Origin of the sequence: Gordonia marina, assembly GCF_052036135.1 — a bacterium.
Taxonomy (GTDB): domain Bacteria; phylum Actinomycetota; class Actinomycetes; order Mycobacteriales; family Mycobacteriaceae; genus Gordonia.
On record NZ_JBPSDN010000012.1, the window covers coordinates 56514 to 73019 of the forward strand.

Annotated in this window: 13 protein-coding genes and 1 riboswitch; of the genes, 7 read left to right on the top strand and 6 right to left on the bottom strand. The window is 70.2% G+C overall.

All coding sequences use genetic code 11. The features are described from left to right. Positions 1–94 precede the first annotated feature (94 nt). The 6 genes from ACSEEN_RS09785 to ACSEEN_RS09810 all read left to right on the top strand — a co-directional run bounded on the left by ACSEEN_RS09785 (position 95) and on the right by ACSEEN_RS09810 (position 8741). Entirely contained in the window at positions 95–3010 is a 2916-nt protein-coding gene (locus tag ACSEEN_RS09785; RefSeq protein ID WP_247866390.1) for a ring-infected erythrocyte surface antigen domain-containing protein, read from the top strand. A 23-nt stretch (positions 3011–3033) separates the two neighbouring features. Then, positions 3034–4185, top strand: coding sequence for an LGFP repeat-containing protein (locus ACSEEN_RS09790; RefSeq protein ID WP_440713066.1), 1152 nt, complete (start codon positions 3034–3036; stop codon positions 4183–4185). Positions 4186–4193: 8 nt separating this feature from the next. After that, complete coding sequence (locus ACSEEN_RS09795) at positions 4194–5357, top strand: zinc-binding dehydrogenase (protein WP_440713067.1); 1164 nt, start codon at positions 4194–4196, stop codon at positions 5355–5357. 130 nt (positions 5358–5487) lie between these two features. Further along, on the top strand, positions 5488–6042 hold the full coding sequence (locus ACSEEN_RS09800) for a YceI family protein (protein WP_247866393.1): 555 nt from the start codon (positions 5488–5490) through the stop codon (positions 6040–6042). 87 nt (positions 6043–6129) lie between these two features. Beyond that, positions 6130–7866 carry an adenylate/guanylate cyclase domain-containing protein gene (locus ACSEEN_RS09805; RefSeq protein ID WP_440713068.1) on the top strand — a complete coding sequence of 579 codons (1737 nt, stop codon included), beginning with the start codon at positions 6130–6132 and terminating at the stop codon, positions 7864–7866. Then, positions 7863–8741, top strand: a complete 879-nt coding sequence (locus ACSEEN_RS09810; protein WP_440713069.1) for an oxidoreductase — start codon at positions 7863–7865, stop codon at positions 8739–8741. Before ACSEEN_RS09805 ends, ACSEEN_RS09810 begins: the two co-directional genes overlap by 4 nt. 16 nt (positions 8742–8757) lie before the next feature. Here the strand turns inward: ACSEEN_RS09810 and ACSEEN_RS09815 are convergent, their stop codons facing one another. From ACSEEN_RS09815 to ACSEEN_RS09835, 5 genes are all read right to left on the bottom strand, one after another. Continuing rightward, positions 8758–9396 (bottom strand): alpha-ketoglutarate-dependent dioxygenase AlkB, encoded by a 639-nt coding sequence (locus ACSEEN_RS09815; RefSeq protein WP_440713070.1) that lies wholly within the window; start codon positions 9394–9396, stop codon positions 8758–8760. 199 nt (positions 9397–9595) lie between these two features. After that, a complete protein-coding gene (locus ACSEEN_RS09820; RefSeq protein ID WP_371307643.1) occupies positions 9596–9904 on the bottom strand; it encodes a GIY-YIG nuclease family protein in 309 nt (102 codons plus the stop codon). Between the two features lie 152 nt (positions 9905–10056). After that, positions 10057–11241, bottom strand: a complete 1185-nt coding sequence (locus ACSEEN_RS09825; protein WP_440713071.1) for a pyridoxal phosphate-dependent aminotransferase — start codon at positions 11239–11241, stop codon at positions 10057–10059. Between the two features lie 5 nt (positions 11242–11246). Next, a complete protein-coding gene (locus ACSEEN_RS09830) occupies positions 11247–12893 on the bottom strand; it encodes a DNA repair helicase XPB (RefSeq protein ID WP_247866397.1) in 1647 nt (548 codons plus the stop codon). A gap of 13 nt (positions 12894–12906) precedes the next feature. Next, positions 12907–15237, bottom strand: a complete 2331-nt coding sequence (locus tag ACSEEN_RS09835; RefSeq protein WP_440713072.1) for a helicase-associated domain-containing protein — start codon at positions 15235–15237, stop codon at positions 12907–12909. A gap of 87 nt (positions 15238–15324) precedes the next feature. Here ACSEEN_RS09835 and ACSEEN_RS09840 point away from each other — a divergent pair, with 87 nt between their 5' ends. Continuing rightward, positions 15325–15516 carry a hypothetical protein gene (locus ACSEEN_RS09840; RefSeq protein WP_247866399.1) on the top strand — a complete coding sequence of 64 codons (192 nt, stop codon included), beginning with the start codon at positions 15325–15327 and terminating at the stop codon, positions 15514–15516. Positions 15517–15656: 140 nt separating this feature from the next. Here the strand turns inward: ACSEEN_RS09840 and ACSEEN_RS09845 are convergent, their stop codons facing one another. Continuing rightward, the gene (locus ACSEEN_RS09845) at positions 15657–16253 is read right to left on the bottom strand and encodes a transglycosylase family protein (protein ID WP_298446299.1); all 597 of its coding nucleotides are present in this window, start codon (positions 16251–16253) and stop codon (positions 15657–15659) included. A 10-nt stretch (positions 16254–16263) separates the two neighbouring features. Then, positions 16264–16446, bottom strand: a riboswitch (cyclic di-AMP (ydaO/yuaA leader). Positions 16447–16506 lie beyond the last annotated feature (60 nt).

Genomic DNA, 16506 nt, shown 5'->3' on the forward strand with positions numbered 1-16506 from the left:
TGTTGGGCTGCTCCCGTACGCTGGCCTGGCGAGTTTTCTTGTATTCGTGCGCACCTCGAACCACACTGGACACAGCCAGCACTAGGGAGGCACCGTGGCTAAGAACGACCCCAAGGATCCGAATCCGAGTCCGAAGGTCGTCGACAATGTCGTGGATCGGGAGTTCACCGTCGAGCGGCTCGTCGAGAATCCAGTGGAACGCATCGTCGACAAGCCGGTCACCATGGAGCGGATCGTCGAACGACTCGTCGTCGACACGGTCGACATGGTGGTGGACAAGCCGACCACCGTCAGCCGCCTGGTCGAGCGCCCGGTCGTGACCATCGTCGACTCCGTCGAGGACAAGCCGATCGAGGTCAGCCGCTTGGTCGAGCGACCCGTGGTCAGCGTGCGCGACGACGTACAGGACGTCCCCGTCGACGTGTCCCGGCTGGTCCAGAAGCCGGTCGTGACCGTGGTCGACGAGGTGGTGGAGAAGCCGGTCGACGTGCCGCGCCGGGTGGAGAAGCCCATCGTCACCATCGTCGACGACGTGGTGGACAAGCCGGTCGAGGTCTCCCGGATCGTGGAGAAGCCGATCGTGACGGTGCTCGACGACGTCGTGGAGAAGCCCAAGCCGGTCTCCCGCCTGGTGGAGAAGCCGATCGTCACCGTCGTCGACGAGGTGGTCGACAAGGAGATCGCGGTTCCGCGCCTGGTGGAGAAGCCGATCGTCACGATCGTCGACGACATCGCCGACAAGCCGGTCAACATCCAGCGCAAGGTCGAGAAGCCGATCGTCTCGATCGTCGACGAGATCACCGAGAAGCCGCTCGAGCTGACGCGCCAGGTGGAGCAGCCCGTCGTCACCTTCGTCGACGAGATCGTCGACACGCCGGTCGACGTCCCCCGTGCGGTGGAGAAGCCGATCGTCACCTTCGTCGACCAGGTGGTCGAGGTGCCGGTCGAGCTGCCGCGCGAGGTGGAGCGGCCGATCGTCACCTTCGTCGACGAGGTGGTGGACCGCCCGGTCGACGTGCCGCGGCTGGTGGAGAAGCTCGTGGTCTCGTTCGTCGACGAGATCACCGAACGCGCCGTCGACGTGCCGCGCCTGGTAGAGCGGCTGGTCGTGACCGTCGTCGATGAGGTGGTCGACGCGCCCGTCGAGGTCGATCGCCTCGTGGAGAAGCTGATCGTCGACATCCGTGACCAGATCGTCGAGAAGGAGGTCACCGTCGACCGGATCGTCGAGAAGCCGGTGGTGACCGTCGTCGAGCGTGAGGTCGAGGTCCCGATCGAGCAGATCGTGGAGAAGGTCGTCGAGGTCCCGGTCGAGAAGATCGTCGAGGTGACCGTCGAGAAGCCCGTCGAGAAGATCGTCGAGAAGATCGTCGAGGTCCCCGTCGAGAAGATCGTCTACAAGATGGTTGAGAAAGAGGTCGAGAAGGTCGTCGAACTCGTCGTCGAGAAGCCGGTCGTCAAGCACGTCGAGGTACCGCGCGAGCTGATCGTCGAGAAGGTCGTTCAGGTCCCGGTCGAGAAGGTGGTCGACAAGGAGATCGAACGGGTCGTCGAGAAGCCGAACCTGGTCGAGAAGATCGTCGAGACCCCCGTCGACCGCGTAGTCGAGCGGGTGGTGGAGCAGCCGAACATCATCGAGAAGGTGGTGGAGAAGCCGGTCGATCGCGTGGTCGAGCGCATCGTCGAGGTGCCGAACGTGGTCGAGGAGATCGTCGAGAAGCCCGTCGACCGGACGGTCGAGCGCGTCGTCGAGGCCCCCAACGTGGTCGAGGAGATCGTCGAGAAGCCCGTCGACAAGGTCGTCGAGCGGACGGTCGAGGCCCCGAACATCGTGGAGAAGGTGGTGGAGAAGCCGGTCGACCGCGTGGTCGAGCGCTCGGTCGAGGCGCCCAACATCATCGAGAAGGTGGTGGAGAAGCCGGTCGACCGCGAGGTCGCCAAGACCGTCGAGGTCCCCAACATCGTCGAGAAGGTGATCGACAAGCCGGTCGATCACGTCGTCGAGCGTGTCGTCGAACAGCCGAACGTGGTGGAGAAGGTGATCGAGAAGCCGGTCGACCGCGTGGTCGAGCGGATCGTCGAGGTCCCGAACATCGTGGAGAAGGTCGTCGACAAGGAGGTCGACCGCGAGGTCGAGAAGGTCGTCGAGAAGCTCAACATCGTGGAGAAGGTGATCGAGACCCCGGTCGACCGCGTCGTGGAGCGGATGATCGAGCAGCCGAACATCATCGAGAAGATCGTCGAATCGCCGGTCGACCGCGAGGTGGAACGGATCGTCGAGGTGCCCAACGTCGTGGAGAACGTCGTGGAGACCCCGGTCGATCGGGTGGTCGAGCGGGTGGTCGAGAAGCCGAACGTGGTCGAGAAGGTGATCGAGAAGCCGGTCGATCGGGTGGTCGAGCGGGTGGTCGAGAAGCCGAACGTGGTCGAGAAGGTGATCGACAAGCCGGTCCAGCATGTCGTGGAGAAGGTGGTCGAGCGCCCGGAGATCGTGGAGAAGCTGGTCGAGAAGCCGGTCACGCGCGAGTTCGAGAAGCTGGTCGAGAACCCCGTTCTCGTCGAGAAGCTGGTCGAGAAGGACATCAAGCAGGTCGTCGAGCGCGTCGTCGAGAAGCCGGTCTTCGTGGATGTCGAGAAGGTGATCGAGCGACCGGTCTACGTCGAGGTCGAGAAGGTGATCGAGAAGCCGGTCGAGAAGATCGTCGAGGTCGTGGTCGAGAAGCCGGTCTTCGTGCGCAAGGTGGTCGAGCGCGAGGTGGAGCACGTCGTGGAGGACGAGCGCGCCACCCGCACCGTCACGCACGCGCCGCGCGGCGGCGAGGACGTGCAGGCGCACTTCGTGGAACGCGAGCAGACCGACACCAACTGGCTCGACGCCCGCACCGGCGCGCACCCCGAGGACGGGGTCGCCGGCGCGTCGTCGCCGGAACTCGATGTGAAGGGCGTCGCGCAGTATGCGGTGCCTGGGGACGACGACACCGACGACGAGTTCCGGGACCGTCAGTCCTGATGTCCGGTCGGACCCGACCGGGTATGCGTGTCGCGAGCGCATCGGCGCTCGGTGTGGTGTCGGTGCTCGCCGTGCTGTTCACGGTCGTGCTGGGCGGGGGCCTCGCGCGGGCGGACGTGCGGGGCGACGCCACTGCGGCGATCGGCGCCTTCGCCGCCGACTCCGGCAATGCCGCTCTGCTCGGCGGTCCGACCGGCACGCTGCGGATGGTCCGCGGTGGCGGAGGTGCATCGCAGACCTTCGAACGCGGCACCGTCTACTACTCGCCGGACACCGGCGCGCAGGCCGTGTACGGCGCGATCGCCGCGCGATACCGCGCGGTCGGCGGACCCGCCGCGATCGGCTATCCGACCGGCGGCGAACAGGCCGTCGGCGACGGCCGGTTCTCCGAGTTCAACGGCCCGGAGGGGGCCGCCATCTACTGGAGTCCCACGACGCGCGCCTCGCTGCTGACCGGCGGCGTGCTGCGGGCGTGGCGGGCCTCCGGCGGGGTGACCGGTCCGTTCGGGTTCCCCACCTCGGACACCGTGAACACCGGCCGCGCCGACGAGGCCGACTTCGCCGGACCGGCGGGCACGCACATCGCGTGGTCGTCGACGACCGGCCTGGAGACCACGCCGGCCGAGTTGCTGGCGTCGATGCCGACGATGGCGGTCGCCGCGGACTCGACCGAGACCATCTCGGCGGCCAAGCCCGCGCCGCCGGCCCCGGCCGCCCGGTCCGGGTGGCGGAAATGGTGGCCGTGGGCGGTCGCCGCGGCGTGCGTGCTGGTTCTGCTGATCGCGCTCGTCGTGCTGTTCCGGCGCGGCCGTGGATCCCGGAAGCCGGACGACGACGCCGCGCCGGCTCCGACGGCGGCCGGGACCCCCGCCGCCGTCGCCTCGCCGGGTAGCGAGGCCGTCGTACCCGCCGCCGGTGCCGCAGCGGCGGACGAACCGGTCGCGGAGCCGGAACCCGAACCGGAGCCGGAGCCCGAGGAGCCGCCGGAGCCGGTGCTCAGCGAGGAGACCGCGCTGGCGTCGTCACTGGTGGTGACCTACGCCGAGGACGTCGATCACGGGCCGCGGATCGCATACGAGAACAACGCACTCGGTGCCGATCACGCCGGCGGCGAGGACGCCACACGCGCCTGGCTGCACGGCGCGGGTGCCGCGGAGACCGGCGGCGAGGGGTAACTCGGCACATGAAGGCGACGGTCTGCCGACGCGGCGAATTCGAGGTCGTCGATCTCCCGATGCCCGAGCCGGGCCGCAGACAGGTCTTGCTGAAGGTCCTGCGGGCGGGGATCTGCGGCTCCGATCTGCACGCGCGGATCCACTGCGACGAGGTCGCCGCGCTCACCGGCGAGGTCGGCTACGACCACTTCATGCGCTCGGACGAGCGCGTGGTGATGGGGCATGAATTCGTCGGCGAGGTGGTCTCGTACGGCCGCGGCTGCCGGCGCCGCTGGAAGGCCGGTACCCGCGTCGTGTCGCTGCCCATCCGGCGCGACGGTGACGAGGTCCAGATGACCGGGCTGTCCGCGCGTGCCGCCGGGGCGTTCGCCGAGTACGTCCTGGTCGAGGAGGACGTCACCATGCCGGTGCCGGACCGCCTGGACACCGATCTGGCCGCCCTGACCGAGCCGCTCTCCGTCGGCCGTCATGCCGTCGCCCGCAGTGGTATCGGGCGCGGTGACGTCGCCGTCGTCGTCGGTTGCGGTCCGATCGGCCTGGCCGTGATCCTGATGCTCAAGGCCCAGGGGGTCAAGACGGTGGTGGCCAGCGACCTGTCGCCGGCCCGCCGGGCTCTGGCCGGGTCGTGCGGGGCGGATGTCGTCGTCGACCCGGCCCGATCCGAGCTCGCCGACCGGATTCCGGAGCGCGCCATGCACTTTCGCCGGGGACCGGAGCTGCTGGACTTCGCGCTCGACGCGATGCACAAGCTGCGGACGGTCCCGGGTCTGCCGTGGTGGCGGCTGATGGGACTGGGGGAGCGGCTCGGTCAGGTGCCGAAGGGGCCGGTCGTCTTCGAATGCGTCGGCCTGCCCGGCATGCTCGACCGGCTGAGTGCCGAGATGCCCTATCGTTCGCGGATCGTCGTCGTGGGTGTCTGCATGGAACCCGACACGGTGCGTCCGGCCCTGCTGTCGAACAAGGAGATCGATCTCCGCTTCGTCTTCGCCTACGACCCCGACGAGTTCCGCGACACCCTCCACCTGATGGCGGACGGCCGGATCGACGCGCGGCCGCTGCTGACCGGGACCGTCGGGCTCGACGGCGTCGACGCGGCCTTCGCGGCGCTGGGCGATCCGGAGACGCACGCGAAGATCCTCATCGATCCGGCGTCGGAGGCCGTCACACCCTAATCGCGGTATGATCTGCGTCACAATCATGCCTCGCCCGAAACAATGCGGACCGTAGTCCGGTTAAGTTTGGATGTGGATCGAATGATCCGCCGGCGCGGTGAGCGCCGCCCCGTTCCTCCCAGGAGTCCCCATGTCTTCGATCAATGCCCTTCCCCTGCTGTCCGCCGGCACCTGGACCATCGACCCGGTGCACTCGGCCGTGAGCTTCTCGGTCCGCCACCTGATGGTGTCGAAGGTCCGCGGCGAGTTCACCACGTTCTCCGGCGCCATCGAGGTCGCCGAGGACGGCACCCCGTCGGTGCGCGCCGAGATCGACGTGACCTCGATCAACACCCGTAACGACCAGCGCGATGCGCACATCCGGTCGGCGGACTTCTTCGACGCCGAGAAGTACCCGACCGCCACCTACGTCTCCACCTCGGTCGAGTCCGACGGTGACGACTACGTGGTGCACGGCGACTTCACCCTGAAGGGCGTCACCAAGCCGGTCGACCTGAAGCTCGAGTTCAACGGCGTCAACCCGGGCATGGGTCACGGCCCGGTCGCCGGTTTCGAGGCCACCGCGGTGATCAACCGCAAGGACTTCGGTATCGACATCGAGATGCCGCTGGAGACCGGTGGCACCGTGGTCGGTGACAAGATCAACCTCACCCTCGAGATCGAGGCGGGCCAGGCTTCCGCCTGATTCCAGCCCCGCCCGCGACCGCGCCGCGCTGCGGTGCGTGTTCGGTACGCTCGACCCATTGTCGGGCGCGGTCGCGGGAGGTGACGGGTGGAATTGCAGCGTTCGCGCGAGGCGATGCACGACGTCTCCACCCGGATCGAGGCGTGGGCACCCCGCTCCTGGGTGCTCCGTCCGCTCCGCCGCGGCCGCGGCCCGATGGACGGCGAGTTGCTCGCCACCGAATGGCGGGCACTCGCCCCGTCGGTGCGCCAGCGCGTACTGCGGCGCGCGGCGTTCGTCGGCATCTCGGTCGGCATCGGGTCCCGGTCGGCGATCGGCCTGGAGACCTTCGTGCTGGTGCTGCTGGCGTTCACCGGTGGCCGCTTCACGCTGAACACCGAGCTGGACCACCCGAACTTCTACGACATGCTGATCGCCACGGTGATCGGCAGCGCGGTGAGCATCGTCATCTCGTTCCTGCTGCTCCGGCGGCATTTCCGGTGGTTCGCCTCCGGTGAGCCGGCCGACAGCGCCCGGCGCCGCGCCGTCGCCCGCATCCCTATTCAGCAGGTCGGCGCCGACATCCTCGGCTGGGTCGCCAGCTATCTCCTCTACGCGCTGATCGCCGACGTCACGGCGCTGTTCCTGGTCACCGTGGGCGGCGCGTTCGCACTGGCCGCGGTCACCTCCTGCTGTCTCACCTACCTGTTCGCCGAATCGTCGGCCCGGCCGCTCGCGGTCCTGGCGCTCAGCGGCACCTCCGATGCCCGCGTGGTCCACGGTGTGCGGGAGCGCATGCTGGTCGTCTGGCTGGTCTCGTTGGCGGTGCCGATGGTCGGCCTCATCGCCCTCAACGTCGGTCGGTGGACGGGCCTGCTGCCGCCCGCGGGCCGCCTCGACTGGGCGACGGTCTTCCTGGCGATTCTGGCGCTGGCCTCCGGACTGAACGTCGTCATGCTGGTCGGCCGCGCGATCGCCGACCCGCTGACCGAGATGCGATCGGTGGTCGAGGCCGCAGCGGTCGGCGACCTCGACCGACGGGTGGCCGTCTACGACTCATCCGAGCTCGGAGTGTTGCAGAGCGGCCTGAACGACATGCTCGACGGCCTGGCCGAACGCGAGCGCATCCGGACCCTCTTCTCCCGCCACGTCGGCGATCGTGTCGCCGAACTCGCCATCTCCCGCGAAGGGGGGATGGCTGGGACCAACGCCGACGTGGCCGTCGTCTTCGTCGACCTCAGCGGGTCGACGGCCTTCGCATCGCAGCGGGATCCGCGGGAGACCGCGGTGGTGCTCAACGTCTTCTTCTCCGTGGTCGCCGAGGTGGTGGAGCGGCACGACGGACTGATCAACAAGTTCGAGGGTGACGCCGCCCTGATCATCTTCGGGGCGCCGGCCGAGCTCGACGACCCGGCGGGCGCCGCCCTGCGGGCCGCCCGGGAACTCGGCGACGCGCTGAGCGAGAGACTGCCCCTCGAATGGGGGATGGGCGTCGGCTACGGCAGCGTGTTCGCCGGCAACATCGGTGCGGCCAGCCGCTACGAGTACACCGTCATCGGCGACCCGGTGAACGAGGCGGCGCGGCTGTCGGACCGCGCCAAGGAGAGCGGCACCCCGGTCTGCGCGAGCGGCGCCGCGATCGCGGCCGCCGATCCGGCCGAGGCCGCGCGGTGGTCGCGCAGCGCCAGGGTGACCCTGCGGGGCCGCAGCGAGGCGACGGACGTCTACGTCCCGACCGCACTGGCCGCGCGGACTGAACCGCCGACCTTGGGTAGCGTTCTTTCCGAGTTGCTGAGAATGCCTGGCGCGCGGGCGCGCGAGGAACGAGAGAAGAGGACCCGATGAATGGTTGGTCGATCACGGACATCCCCGATCAGCGGGGGCGGCGCTTCGTCATCACCGGCGCCAACAGCGGGCTCGGCGAGCAGATGGCGCTCGCCGTCGGCGCCGCGGGCGCCGAGGTGGTCCTCGCGGCCCGCAACGTCGAGAAGTCGCGCCTGGTGGCCGAGCAGATCGGCCCGAACGCGACCGTCGCCTCGCTCGACCTGGCCGACCTCGCCTCGGTACGCGACTTCGCCGACTCGTTCGACGGCGCCGATGTCCTGATCAACAACGCCGGGGTGATGGCGATCCCGTTGCGCCGCACCGCCGGCGGCTTCGAGATGCAGATCGGCACCAACTTCCTCGGGCACTTCGCGCTCACCGGGCTGCTGCTCGGGCGGATCTCCGACCGGGTGGTCACGATGTCGTCGTTGATGCACAAGCAGTCGCGGCTCGACATCGACGACCTCAACTGGGAACACCGCAAGTACAACCGCTGGACGGCATACGGCGACTCGAAGCTCGCCGACCTGATGCTCGCCCTGGAACTGGCCGAGCGGCTGTCGGAGGCGGGCTCGCCGAAGCTCTCGACGGCCGCGCACCCCGGATACGCGGCGACCGACCTGCAGATGCACACCGAATCGCCGCTGGACTGGGTGATGCGGCTGGGCAACCTGACGCCGCTCGCGCAGTCGGCGTCCGACGGCGCGCTCCCGGCCCTGTTCGCGGCCACCTCGCCGCACGCGGTGAACGGCGAGTATTACGGGCCGAAGGGGCTCGGCGGCATGCGCGGCGGCCCGGCGGTGTCCGGCTACCGGCGTGTCGCCGGAGACCGCGCCGTGCGCCGGAAGCTCTGGGCCAAGGCCGAGGAGCTGACCGGCATCACCTTCGACGTCTGATCGGCCGTCCCGTCGGTTACAGCACGCCTGGCGGACGGAACTGGATACTCATCCGCGGCCCGGCGCCGGTCGCCTTCGGGACCGCGTGGTCCCAGGTGCGCTGACAGCTGCCGCCCATCACCAGCAGATCGCCGCTGCCGAGGGTGAAGCGCAACGACGTCCCGCCGCCGCGAGGCCGCAGCAGCAGGGCGCGCGGTGCGCCGAGCGAGACGATCGCCACGAGCGTGTCGTGGTGGGCGCCGCGGCCGATGCGGTCGCCGTGCCAGGCGACGCTGTCCCGCCCGTCGCGGTAGAGGCAGAGCCCGGCGCTCGCGAAGCCCTCCGGCAGGTCGCGTGCGTAGTGGGCGCTCAGGTCGGCGCGCAGCGTGTTCAGCAGTGGATCGGGGAGTGTCCGTCCGGCCGGATAGTGGGCGGTGAGACGCGGGACGTCGAGCGTCGCGTCGTACATGCGGCGCCGCTCCGCCCGCCACGGGACCGTCTGGACGAGCCTGTCGAACAGCGGCGCCGCCCCGGTCAGCCACCCCGGCCGCAGGTCCACCCAGGCGCCGTCGCTGAGCTCGCGGCGGCGGATACCGGTCGCGAGGGCACGGACCACCGGCCCGGCTGTATTCGCGGGCGCGTCGAACAGCGAATCCTGAATCCCGGCGCCGGTCATGTCGCCAGCGTACGCCGAATAGAACGTATGTGCGATTCATGTTGGTCGGGCGGGGTGATCATGATGGTCGAGCGGAGTCGAGACCACGGCCCGACCGGGGGATCGGTCTCGACTCCGCTCGACCTTCGTGGTGAACTCGCTTCCATGCTGGTCGAGCGAAGTCGAGACCACCCGCTCGGGCGGCGACGTCTCCTCGGTCTCAGACGGCTCGCTTGTCCGAGGCGGTGTCGTTACGACAGCGCGCGTGCTGGTGGAGTGCCTCGAAGTCACCGCGGATGAGTGCCTCTCGCTTGGCTCTCGACCACTTCTGCACGCGCTTCTCCATCTCGAACGCCTCGCCGATGTGGTCGAACTCCGCGCTGAACACCAGTTCCACCGGGAGTCGACGGCGGGTGTACTCGGCGCCCAGGCCGATCGAGTGCTGCCGGATGCGGGCATCCAGGCTGCGGGTGCTCCCGACGTAGTAGGTGCCGTCGGAACATTTGAGGATGTAGAGATATGCGCCCATGCCGAGGATGATGCGCCTGAGCATGGGCGGGCACCAGTGCGTCGTCCACAGGTCGTTTGAGTGAACTCGAGTTGTCCACAGCCCGCGTGGGTGGTCTCGACGGAGATGTTGGTCGAGCGGAGTCGAGACCTCGACCGGCATGGGGTGGGGGTCTACAGGGAGCGGAGGCGGCGGGCGGCTTCGGCGATCACTTCGGGGCGTTTGGAGAAGGCGAAGCGGACGAGGTGGTCCCAGTGGGGGTGATCGGTGAAGGCGCTCACCGGGACCGCGGCGACGCCGATCTGGGCCGGCAACCCGCGACACATCGCCGCGCCGTCGTGGTAGCCGAGCGGCCGGGGATCGGCCAGCACGAAGTACGTGCCGTCGGTGTGGTGGACGCCGAAACCGGCGTCGGCCAGGGCCGCCGACAGTGCGACCTGGGCTTGCTCCAGGTCGCCGGCCATCGACCGCACCCACGCCGCCTCCGTCCGGAGGGCGAGGGCGACGGCGGGCTGGAACGGCCCGCTGCCGACGTAGCTCAGATACTGTTTGGCCCCGCGTGCGGCGGCCACCAGCTCCGGCGGGCCGCAGACCCAGCCGACCTTCCAGCCGGTCACGTTGAACGTCTTCGCGGCGCTGGAGATCCGCAGGGTGCGCTCGCGCATGCCGTCGAACGTCGCCAGCGGGCGATGAGTCAGCCCGCCGAACAGCAGGTGCTCGTACACCTCGTCGGCGATGGCCACCACGTCGTGCTCCACGCAGAGCCGCGCGATCTCGGCGAGTTCGTCGTCGGTCAGCGCGGTGCCCGTCGGATTGTGCGGGGTGTTGACCAGGATCGCGGCGGTGTCCGGGCCGAACGCGGCGCGCAGCGCGTCGAGATCGAGCCGGAAGCCGGCGCCGCCGTCGGGGCGGGTGTCGGAGACCAGTGGCACGGTGCGCCGCACCGCCCCGGCGAGGGCGACGGTGGCCGCGTACGAGTCGTAGTACGGCTCGATCATGATCACCTCGCGGCCCGGTTCCACCAGGCCGAGCACGCTTCCGGCGATGGCCTCGGTGGCGCCGACGGTCACCAGCACCTCGGTGTCCGGGTCGTACGACAGGCCGTAGTCACGACTCTGCTGCTCGCTGATCGCCTGCCGCAGCTCGGGCACGCCGATCCCCGGCGGGTACTGGTTGTGCCCGTCGGCGATCGCGGCTCGCGCGGCGTCGAGCATGGCCGCGGGCCCGTCGGTGTCCGGGAAACCCTGCCCGAGGTTGATCGCGTCGTGCGCGACCGCCAGCGCCGACATCTCGGCGAAGATGGTCTCGGCGAACGGCCGCAGCCGCCGCACCAGGTTTCGACGGGGCTCAACAGGCATGGCGCTCACTCCACCATCGGCAGGTCGGCGGCGTCGATGATCCGGTACGCGTAGCCCTGCTCGGCCAGGAACCGCTGCCGGTGCGCGGCGTAGTCGGCGTCCAGGCTGTCCCGGGAGACGACGGAATAGAAGTGCGCCTGCCCGCCGCCGGCCTTCGGGCGCAGCAGGCGGCCGAGGCGCTGCGCCTCCTCCTGCCGGGAGCCGAAGGTGCCCGACACCTGCACGGCGACGGAGGCCTCCGGCAGGTCGATGGAGAAATTCGCGACCTTGGAGACCACGAGCGTGGTGATCTCGCCGCGCCGGAACGCGTCGAACAGCTTCTCCCGCTCGGCGTTGCGGGTGGAGCCCTGGATCACCGGCGCGTCCAGTTCCCGGCCCAGTTCTTCGAGCTGGTCGATGTAGGCGCCGATCACCAGGGTCTGCGCGCCGCGGTGCTGGGCGAGGATCGACCGCACCACCCGCAGCTTGGAATGGGCCGTCGAGCACAGCTTGTACTTCGTGTCGGCCTCGGCGACGGCGTACTGGAGCCGCTCGTCGTCGGACATGGTGACGCGCACCTCGATGCACTCGGCGGGTGCGATCCAGCCCTGCGCCTCGATGTCCTTCCAGGGCGCGTCGTACCGCTTGGGGCCGATCAGACTGAACACGTCGCCCTCGCGACCGTCCTCGCGGACCAGTGTCGCGGTCAGGCCGAGGCGGCGGCGCGACTGCAGGTCGGCGGTCATCCGGAAGACCGGCGCGGGCAGCAGGTGCACCTCGTCGTAGATGATGAGGCCCCAGTCGCGCGAGTCGAACAGGTCGAGATTGCGGTACTCGCCCTTCGACTTCCGGGTCATCACCTGATAGGTCGCGATGGTGACCGGCCGGATCTCCTTGCGCTCGCCGGAGTACTCGCCGATCTCCTCTTCGGTGAGCGAGGTGCGGGCGATCAGCTCGCGCTTCCACTGCCGGCCGGCGACGGTGTTGGTCACCAGGATCAGCGTGGTCGCCCCGGCCTTGGCCATCGCCGCCGCGCCGACCATCGTCTTGCCCGCACCGCACGGCAGCACGACGACGCCGGAGCCGCCCGCCCAGAACGAATCCGCCGCGAACTGCTGGTAGTCGCGCAGCTCCCAGTCGTCCTGTTCCAGTTCGATGGGGTGCGCCTCGCCGTCCACATAGCCCGCGAGGTCCTCGGCCGGCCAGCCGATCTTCAGCAGCGCCTGCTTCAGCCGTCCCCGCTCGGACGGATGCACGACGACGGTGTCCTCGTCGATCCGTGCGCCGAGCATCGGCGCGATCTTCTTGTTGCGCAGCACTTCTTCGAGGACGGCGCGGTCGAGCGAGACCAGGCTCAGGCCGTGCGCCGGATTCTTGGTCAGTTGCAGCCGGCCGAAGCGGCCCATGGTGTCGACGATGTCGACCAGCAGCGGTTGCGGCACCGGATAGCGCGAGAAGGTGACCAGGGCGTCGACCACCTGCTCGGCGTCGTGCCCGGCGGCCCGCGCGTTCCACAACGCCAGCGGTGTCACCCGGTAGGTGTGGACGTGCTCGGGGGCGCGTTCGAGTTCGGCGAAGGGGGCGATCGCCGCACGCGCGGCACCGGCCTGCGGGTGATCGATCTCCAGCAGCACGGTCTTGTCCGATTGGACGATCAGGGGTCCGTCAGTCACGCGTTCTATTGTCCTACAGCAGCTCGAGGGTGGTGATCCGGTGGAGGGAGTACCGGGCGTCGTCGTCGGTGTCGGTGCTGCCGATCAGCTGCCCGGCGGCCAGTGACCGCGGCCGGACGACGTGTTTGCTGGCCGCGCCGTGCGCGTCGACGTAGCCGACGCGCACCTGTTTGCCGGTGCGCAGGGCCAGCTGGACCAGCGCGGAGGCGCTCTCGCCGCCGCCGGTCACCCGCACCGAGCCGGCCGCGGGCTCGTCGGCTCGGTCGGCGGCTCGCAGCCGGTCGACCACGCTCGCCGCCTGGCCGGGGGATATCCGGGCACGACGCTGCGGCGCCCGGGCGCCCCGGGTGCGTGCCGGGACACGGCTGCCGCGGGCGCGCAGATCGATCAGGGCGCCGGACGAGTCCTCGCCGGCCGGAGCGAATCCGCCGCGCCGGAGGGCGTCGATCACGTCGCGGACCGGTGCGGGGGAGACGGCCACGGTCGCCGCCAGCGCGCGCAACGAGACCTCGGCGGCGGCCTCGCTGCGCAGGACGCCGGCCAGCAGCGCGGTATCCTCGCAGCGCACGAACGACGACGCCACGCCCACCCGCAGACTCCCGTGCCGCTGGGCGACGTCGTCGACGAGGTAGGTCAGCGACTGCGGGACCGGCGTCCGGGAACGACTCGCCAGCAGCGCGTTGATCTCCGATCCGGAACGGCCGGAGTCGAGGGCGCGGCGCAGGCTGTCTTCGCTGATCCGGTACACCGACGCGGCGCCGCCGGACTCCAGATCGGCGATCGCCTGCACGTGCTCGGCCAGTTCCGGTGTCATCGGGCCGGGCACCATCAGGGTGAGGTCGGCCTGCACCAGGAAGTGGTCGACGGGCGACGGCAGCGCGCGGTCCATCGCGGCCAGCGTCGCCGCGGCGGTGTCCTCGTCGTCCGGGCCGGCCCCGGTCAGCAGTGCCCGTCCGGGTGCGGTGAGGCAGCCGTGGGCCACCAGGCCGAGCTCGGTGGCCTCGCGCAGCGTCTCGCCGACGAAGCGCCGTGTCCAGCGGCGCACTTGCCGCGGATGCCGCCAGACGAGTGCGGCGATGAGGTCGTCGAGTTCGAGCGGGGCGGCCGCTTCGGCGGACACCAGCGGTTCGAGGACCTGGTGCCGGGTGAGCGGGGCGGCGGCGTCGAACAAGCCGGAACTCAGCGCGGCGAGCGTGTTGCCGTCGCGATCGGTGTCCCCGATCTGCCACGGCCGCCGCGGCAGCTCCAGCCAGGCGGTCGCCAGCGTGTACCAGCGCCGCTCGGGACCGGTGTGTTCCCAGGCGTCGACGGCGGTGGTGGGCGCGAACGCCTCCTCGCCGTTCCAGTCGGCGGGCTCGGGTTCGGGGAAGCCGGAGTCGAGTAGCCGGGCACCGGCCAGCAGCTCCACCAGGAGTCCGACGCGGGCCACCGGCAGCCCGCTGGCCTTGGCCAGGCGGCGCAGTTCGCGGATGCCGACGCCGCCCGAGCGCAGTTCGGCGGCCGGCGCATGGCCGAGGACATCGAGCAGGTCGCCCGCGTGCCGGAGCAGTTCGAGGGCCTCACCGGCGCCGGCGGCATCGATCTGGTCGGCGGTGAACCGGCCGGTGCCGCTGGTCAGGGCCGGCGCTTCGAGGACGGCCGTGCGCAGCGGCGGCTCGCCCTTCAGTAGTTGCCCGGCCATCGGTACCAGCTCGACGGTCTGCTCGTCGATCCGGGCCAGCAGGCCGCACGCGATCAGCCGGGGCACGGGCGCGCTCGGATCGGCGTCGGGGGCCGCGTCCCGGCTGCGGCCGAGCGGCGGCCCGGCGGCCAGCGTGGTGAGCAGTTCACGGGGACGGTCGTCGAGACCGTCGAGCAGGGCGCGGATCTCGTCGGTGGTCGCGGTGGCGAGCGGGCCGATCAGGTGGTGCCCGCGCCACGGGAGCGCCGAACTCAGGTGGATGCCGGCGACCCACGCGGGTTTGCGCGCGATGCCGGTCCCCGAGTCCCAGATCAGGCCGCGGGCGGCCAGGTCCGCGAGCCGGGCGTCGACCTCGGCGCGCTTGAGGCGACGGCCCAGGCGGGCGACGATCTCGTCGCGGCCGACCGGGCCGAGCAGGTCGTGCTGGACGCCGGGGCCGGCGGCGTCGAGAAACGCCTCCAGGACGGCGACCCCGGCCAGATCCAGGCCATCGCCGGCCAGCGCGATCGACGCGGCGGACAGGGCGCGCTGGGCGAGCACCGCCGTGCCGCGCGGCGGCGGTGAGGCCAGATCCGGACGGCGGAGCAGCAGCGCGCTCAACTCGTCGTCGGAGCGTCCGGCCAGCGTCTCGGCCAGGCCGCGCTGGGGTCGGTCCGTGGTCATCGGATCCATGCTACCGACCGCGTGCGGAGGAGACTTGGGTCCCGGCTTTGCCGGTGGGTGCCACGCGCCCGGCACCGCCATGGCAGAATGAGCGTCGTGGCTAAGAAGAATTCCTACGTCGACAACGGCTGGCCTGAGATCTCGGAAGAGGATCACGCCGTGACCGAGTTCACCGCTCACCTCGCCGGCGCACTGTCGCCGTTCGGCAACGAGACTCCGTTCCCGGTGCCCGCGAGCGAGCTCTCGTTCATTCAGCCGAAGACCGTCGTCAACCGCTGACGCGCAGCGTCCGAAACCCCGTACCCGCTCGGTACGGGGTTTTTCGTCTGTTCTCCTACGCGTGACCGTCCGCCGGTCGGCGGATGCGAGGAAGCCCGCACCGAATCGGTGCGGGCTTCCTCGTCGTCCGGGGGTGTCGGTCAGAGACCGAGCGCCTTCTTGTTCTGGTTGAACAGGTCCAGCTGGCCCTTGTCGAGCTTGTAGCCCGAGTTCTGCAGGGCCTGAGCGGCGCCGGCGAGCTCCGGGTTCTTCTTGGCCTGCGCGATGGCCTCGTCGGTGTTCGCCGCGTCGGCGGAAGAGCCGTTCGACGAGCCGTTGCCGGACGGGCCGACCTTCGGCAGCTTCGGGGTGGCCGGAGCGGTGCGCGGGGTGGCGCCGGAGAGCCCGGTGCCGCAGACCGGCCAGGCGCCCTTGCCCTGGCTGGCGAGCACGCGCTCACCGACGGCGATCTGCTGCTCGCGGCTGGCCTGGTCGGCCGACGGAGCGTACTGGGTGCCACCGTGGGCGGCCCAGGTGCTCGGGGCGAACTGCAGGCCGCCCTGGTACCCGTTGCCGGTGTTGATGTGCCAGTTGCCGCCCGACTCGCACTGAGCGACGGCGTCCCACTCGGAGTCGGTCGCAGCGGCGGCGTGGCCGCCGCCGAACAGGGCCGCGCCGCCGCCGAGGACGGCGGAGGTCAGGGCCACCTTGGCGATGGTCTTGGTGGTGCTGGACGACGGCTTCGCGTGACGTGCCATAGGTCTCTGGTATTCCTCTCTCCACGCGCCTGCGAAGTCAGCTGTCGGGTTCGAGCGAGAGGTGCTCGGTCCCGGTCCGGCGAGCCGGTCCGGGGACTTAACCCCAAGGCGAGCCATCCTGCGATGGCCTGCCGTTATCCGGTGGGATGGTGGGTCCCCCGCCCTCGTTCCTGAACTGTGTCGTTCGGTACTCCCGGCGGCGGAACGAGGTTGGGCGCGACCGTCGGGATATTGGGTTGTCGGTGCCGGTGAG

Excerpts from the sequence above, each read along its gene's own strand:
- ACSEEN_RS09800 (WP_247866393.1), top strand. The coding sequence starts at position 5,488 with ATGTCTTCGATCAATGCCCTTCCCCTGCTGTCCGCCGGCACCTGGACC.
- ACSEEN_RS09795 (WP_440713067.1), top strand. The coding sequence starts at position 4,194 with ATGAAGGCGACGGTCTGCCGACGCGGCGAATTCGAGGTCGTCGATCTC.
- ACSEEN_RS09840 (WP_247866399.1), top strand. The coding sequence starts at position 15,325 with ATGAGCGTCGTGGCTAAGAAGAATTCCTACGTCGACAACGGCTGGCCT.
- ACSEEN_RS09810 (WP_440713069.1), top strand. The coding sequence starts at position 7,863 with ATGAATGGTTGGTCGATCACGGACATCCCCGATCAGCGGGGGCGGCGC.
- ACSEEN_RS09825 (WP_440713071.1), bottom strand. The coding sequence starts at position 11,241 with ATGCCTGTTGAGCCCCGTCGAAACCTGGTGCGGCGGCTGCGGCCGTTC.
- ACSEEN_RS09790 (WP_440713066.1), top strand. The coding sequence starts at position 3,034 with ATGCGTGTCGCGAGCGCATCGGCGCTCGGTGTGGTGTCGGTGCTCGCC.
- ACSEEN_RS09835 (WP_440713072.1), bottom strand. The coding sequence starts at position 15,237 with ATGACCACGGACCGACCCCAGCGCGGCCTGGCCGAGACGCTGGCCGGA.
- ACSEEN_RS09815 (WP_440713070.1), bottom strand. The coding sequence starts at position 9,396 with ATGACCGGCGCCGGGATTCAGGATTCGCTGTTCGACGCGCCCGCGAAT.
- ACSEEN_RS09845 (WP_298446299.1), bottom strand. The coding sequence starts at position 16,253 with ATGGCACGTCACGCGAAGCCGTCGTCCAGCACCACCAAGACCATCGCC.
- ACSEEN_RS09820 (WP_371307643.1), bottom strand. The coding sequence starts at position 9,904 with ATGGGCGCATATCTCTACATCCTCAAATGTTCCGACGGCACCTACTAC.